We start from the raw sequence: 4,783 nt of genomic DNA, 5'->3' as shown, positions 1-4,783 counted from the left end.
ACCACCGGCTTCAGGCCGAGCTTGTCATAGGCGGCCACCACACGCTTCAACACGTTGCGCGGCGTGAACTCGACCGAGCGTCCGTCCTGGTGGACGAGGTCGCAGATGACCGCTGCCGTCGGGTCTTCTTCCCAGGGCACCACCGTCAGCGTCGACAGGTCGGGCATCAGTTTGAGGTCGCCGTCGTCTTCCGGGTAATGGAAGCCGTTGCCATCCTCGGGGTAGCCGCCGGATATCGTCGTCATGAAGACTGCCGACGGCAGCGCCAGCGAGGTGTTGGAGGTGAATTTCTTCGATGGCATCATCTTGCCACGCGCGACGCCTGCCTGATCGGGCGTGATGCACTCGATGTCCTCGATGCCGCGCCATTCCAGCCAGGCGCTGACTTCCTTCCAGTTCTTGACGCCTCGTTGGTTTTTCACGAAGGCAGGCGTGCGGGCGCGTCCTCCGCGGCTCGACGGACGGACTTCCTTTTTTGCAGGCGGCATCATTCACCAGATTGGGTTGCGGATTGTGGAGTATAGCCGTGCCCTCCTATGGAAGGGAAGGGGAGCCGCGTCGGGCATTGCCCGGTGCGGTTGAAAATCACGCCAATCGGCTTAGTTTCGGCCGTCCCAATTCCAATCGAGGCGTTCAATGCGGCGCAATGACAAACTGACGACGATCGGCTTCGACGCCGACGACACGTTGTGGCAGAACGAGCAGTTCTTCCGGCTGACGGAAAAGCGCTTTGCCGCCATGCTCGTCGACCATGGCGAAGCGGAGCACATCTCGGCACGATTGCTGGAGGCCGAAAGGCGCAACCTCGCTGTCTATGGCTTCGGCATCAAGGGATTTACCCTGTCGATGATCGAGACGGCGATCGAGGTCACGCAAGGCCGCGTGCCGGGCTCGGTCATAGCGGAGATTCTCGATGCCGGCCGCGAGATGCTGAGCCATCCGATCGAGGCCTTGCCGCACGCCCGCGAGACGGTCGAAAAGCTTGCCGGCGCATTCCGCCTCGTGCTGATCACCAAGGGCGACCTCTTCGACCAGGAGCGCAAGCTGGCTGGCTCAGGCCTTGGCGATCTGTTCGACGCGGTCGAGATCGTCAGCGACAAGAATGCTGCCACCTATAGCAGGCTCTTCAACCGCCACGGCGATGGTCCGGCGAAAAGCATGATGGTCGGCAACTCGCTGAAGTCGGATGTGGTGCCGGCCATCGAGGCCGGCGGCTGGGGTGTTCATGTGCCGCATGAACTGACCTGGGTGCTGGAGCATGTCGAAGCGCCGGTAACCGAATCGAGGTTCCGCCAGATATCCGATCTCGGACAACTGCCCGGACTGATCGAAAGCATCATCGATCCCTGATCGCCGGGCGATCCGTGGTCGCCCGGCCTTACCTGGTTTCGATTCCGGACGGAAAAACCGCTATACACTTTCCCGCAATTGCCTCAGCGGCCGATCAGGCGATCGATCACCGGTTGCAACCGTTCGGGCGTGATCGGCTTGGCGATCACCACGTCGATGACACCAGACAGGCCCAGGCTTTCCGTGGTGCCATTCTTGGTTGACAGCAGGATTACCGGTGGCAGCGATTTGCCCGAGGCGCGGCGCAACGCGTCGATGCTGGACATCAGATTGTCGCAGTCCTTGTTGTCGGCGCCGCCGTCAAGGACAACCGCGCCGGGAATGAGCGACCGCAAGATCCTTGCCGCCGTGTCGGGAGATTCCGAAATCGGCTTGAGCCCGGATCGCTCGACGATCTTTGAAATCACCACGCGATTGATTGGCGACCTGCCGACGACAAGCACCTGCGACGGATCACGGATCGCCTCGGTGGTTGAGCCGCGGGTCACCAGATTCGGATGTCTTGGAGTCTCGCCTTCGCGATTCACCGGGCACACAAGTCAGCCAAGAAGCTCGCCCCTATTTCAATGCAGAGTTGAATCCGGAGCGCAATTGGCGTGAGATCGCAGCCTATGTCAAGTTGAAATAAAAGTGCCCGAAATCATCGCCGGGACAGTGAATTTCAAGCAACGCTACTGTACTCGACTGTCCACACGTGCATTTCATAAAAAGAAAATTCACCTGCGCAGGGGCTGCGCAGGTGAAGGGTCGGTTGCATGAATTTCAGTCAGCCGTGGCTCTGCTGCGTGACGATCACCGGGATCAGCAGATCGCCCCAGTTGCCGTCGCCGCCGTGATGTCGTGCCGAGCGCACGAGTTCCACCGAGACGCCCGCCTCGACCGCCTTCATAACCGACTGGTTGAGGCGGTGCAGGTCGTTGGCCAGCATGCGGATCGTCGCCTGCTGGTCGACGCTCATCGTTGTCGACTGTTCCTCGGCGCGTTCCTTGACGCGGCTTATCGATGCCATTGGTTTTCTCCTTGTGTCCCAAGCCCTGTCGGGCGTTTCCTCTGAGTTTTTCTGTTCGCTATTCGGCGGCCGGTTTGAACTGCGCGTGCTCCGTCGATTCATGCATGGCGGTGGTCGACGACTGGCCGCCGGTGATCGCCATCGACACGGCGTCGAAATAGCCGGTGCCGACCTCGCGCTGATGCTTGGTCGCGGTGTAGCCATCGGCCTCGGCCGCGAACTCCGCTTCCTGCAACTCGGAATAGGCCGCCATCTGCCGCGCCTTGTAGCCGCGCGCCAGTTCGAACATGCCGTAGTTGAGCTGGTGGAAGCCGGCGAGCGTGATGAACTGGAACTTGTAGCCCATGGCGCCGAGCTCCTTCTGGAACTTGGCAATCGTCGCGTCGTCGAGGTTCTTCTTCCAGTTGAACGACGGCGAGCAATTGTAGGCGAGCAGCTTGTCGGGATGGTGCTTGCGCACGCCCTCGGCGAATTTCCTGGCCTGCGCCAGGTCGGGTTTCGAGGTCTCGCACCAGATCAGATCCGCGTACGGCGCATAGGCGATGGCGCGGGCAATGCAGGGCTCGATGCCGTTCCTGACATGATAGAAACCCTCAACCGTGCGCCCGGCGTCGTGGTCGACGAAAGGCTGGTCGCGCTCGTCGATGTCGGAGGTGAGCAGCTTGGCGGCTTCCGCATCGGTGCGCGCGACGACCAGGGTCGGCGTGCCCATCACGTCCGCCGCCAGGCGCGCGGCGTTGAGGTTGCGGATGTGCGCCGCAGTCGGGATCAGCACCTTGCCGCCGAGATGGCCGCATTTCTTTTCCGACGCCAACTGGTCCTCATAGTGGACGCCGGCGGCGCCCGCCTCGATGAAGGCCTTCATGATTTCGAAGGCGTTGAGCGGCCCGCCGAAGCCAGCTTCGGCGTCGGCAACGATCGGCGCGAACCAGGTTTCGACCGAAAGCCCATTGCCTTCGGAGGTCTCGATCTGGTCGGCGCGCTGCAGCGTCCGGTTGATGCGCTTGACCAGTTCAGGCGCCGCATTGGCCGGGTAGAGCGACTGATCCGGATACATCGCGCCAGCCGTGTTGGCGTCGGCGGCAACCTGCCAGCCCGACAGGTAGATCGCCTTCAGCCCGGCGCGCACCTGCTGCATCGCCTGATTGCCGGACATGGCGCCGAGCGCGTTGACGAAGTCCTCCTCGTGGATGAGCTTCCACAGCCGATTGGCGCCCATTTCGGCAAGGCTCTGGCGGATCTGCACCGAACCGCGCAGACGCTTCACATCCGCCGCCGAGTAGGGTCGTTCGATACCGTCGAAGCGACCTTCCGGCGCCGATGGGACGAGGTTGTAAAAATCAGTCATTGGTCACTCCGAGGAATTGCTGATCTGTGTCAAGGCGTCAATCATTTGGGGGTAGTTGGGTATGACTGGATTTACATTTCTGCGCGAAATCAGCCACAAAAATCAGGTAAACTGAGAGGATATAAGAGAAAACCTGTGTTGCGTTTGACAGAAGTGCGTTGTAAATTTGTCATTATTGTAAAAGGCCCGTGCCCAGGAATTCGTGTAAATTGCTGTAAAGGACAGTCCATGGCTGACCAGAAGATCTTCGCCGGGCCGCGCATCCGCCGCATTCGCAACGCCAAGGGCCTGACCCAGACGGCGATGGCCGAGGGTCTCGGCATTTCGCCGTCCTACCTCAATCTGATCGAGCGCAACCAGCGGCCGCTGACGGTGCAGCTGATCCTCAGGCTGGCCTCCGTCTACAAGGTCGATCCACACGAGCTGCAGGGCGAGGCGAGGGGATCTGTCGCTGCCTTGAAGGAAGTGTTCACCGATCCCCTGCTGGTCGGCGAGTTGCCGGGTGATCAGGAACTGATCGAGCTTGCCGAGGCGGCGCCCAATGCGTCCGCGGCCGTGATAAAGCTGTTCCGCGCCTATCGCGAGCAGGCCGAGCGCCTGTCCGACCTCAACGAATTGCTGGCACGCGAGGGTCGGGCGACGGCGCTCTCCGGCGCCCGCCTGCCGATCGACGAGGTGCACGAGATTTTCGAGCGCCGGCCGAACCATTTTGCTGCCCTCGAGGAGGAGGCCGCGGCGTTCACCTCGGTGCTCGATCCCGGCGATGATCTGTTCGGCGCGCTGAAGGCCTGGCTGAAGCGCGAATATGGCATCGTGGTCAAGGTGCTGCCGGTCGCGACCATGCCGAACTGGCGCCGCCGTTACGATCGTCATTCGCAGCGCCTGTTCCTGTCCGAACGCCTGTCGCCGTTCGACCAGTTGCGCGAAGTCGCGATGGAGGCCTGCCTGATCCGCATGACGGTCGCGGTCGCCGGCGAGATCCAGGCGCTCAAGCTGAGCACCGACGAGGCGCGCCGCCTGGCCCGCTTCGAACTTGGCCGTTATGCGGCGCATGCGCTGATGATGCCCTATCAGGC

At 61.8% G+C, this 4,783-nt stretch carries 5 protein-coding genes and 1 pseudogene; 2 read left to right on the top strand and 4 right to left on the bottom strand.

The features are described 5' to 3' along the window. Positions 1–491: pseudogene (locus ENZ74_RS22275) on the bottom strand (glutamine synthetase); the annotation flags it as partial. Positions 492–636: 145 nt separating this feature from the next. On the opposite strand from ENZ74_RS22275, the gene ENZ74_RS22270 reads away from it, so the two are divergent. After that, the gene (locus ENZ74_RS22270; protein WP_063170071.1) at positions 637–1,350 is read left to right on the top strand and encodes an HAD family hydrolase; all 714 of its coding nucleotides are present in this window, start codon (positions 637–639) and stop codon (positions 1,348–1,350) included. 83 nt (positions 1,351–1,433) lie between these two features. Here ENZ74_RS22270 and ENZ74_RS22265 read toward each other — a convergent pair whose 3' ends face one another. From ENZ74_RS22265 to aceA, 3 genes are all read right to left on the bottom strand, one after another. Further along, the gene (locus ENZ74_RS22265) at positions 1,434–1,838 is read right to left on the bottom strand and encodes a response regulator (RefSeq protein WP_224621462.1); all 405 of its coding nucleotides are present in this window, start codon (positions 1,836–1,838) and stop codon (positions 1,434–1,436) included. Between the two features lie 278 nt (positions 1,839–2,116). Beyond that, positions 2,117–2,359 (bottom strand): hypothetical protein, encoded by a 243-nt coding sequence (locus tag ENZ74_RS22260; protein WP_006202762.1) that lies wholly within the window; start codon positions 2,357–2,359, stop codon positions 2,117–2,119. A gap of 58 nt (positions 2,360–2,417) precedes the next feature. Beyond that, complete coding sequence (aceA, locus tag ENZ74_RS22255; RefSeq protein ID WP_063170072.1) at positions 2,418–3,707, bottom strand: isocitrate lyase; 1,290 nt, start codon at positions 3,705–3,707, stop codon at positions 2,418–2,420. Positions 3,708–3,935: 228 nt separating this feature from the next. On the opposite strand from aceA, the gene ENZ74_RS22250 reads away from it, so the two are divergent. Beyond that, on the top strand, positions 3,936–4,783 hold an 848-nt coding region (locus ENZ74_RS22250; RefSeq protein ID WP_164761133.1), incomplete at its 3' end, for a helix-turn-helix transcriptional regulator.

Source organism: Mesorhizobium sp. M7A.F.Ca.CA.002.15.2.1, from assembly GCF_003998715.1.
Lineage (GTDB): Bacteria > Pseudomonadota > Alphaproteobacteria > Rhizobiales > Rhizobiaceae > Mesorhizobium > Mesorhizobium ciceri.
This window is presented reverse-complemented; position numbering and strand designations above follow the sequence as displayed.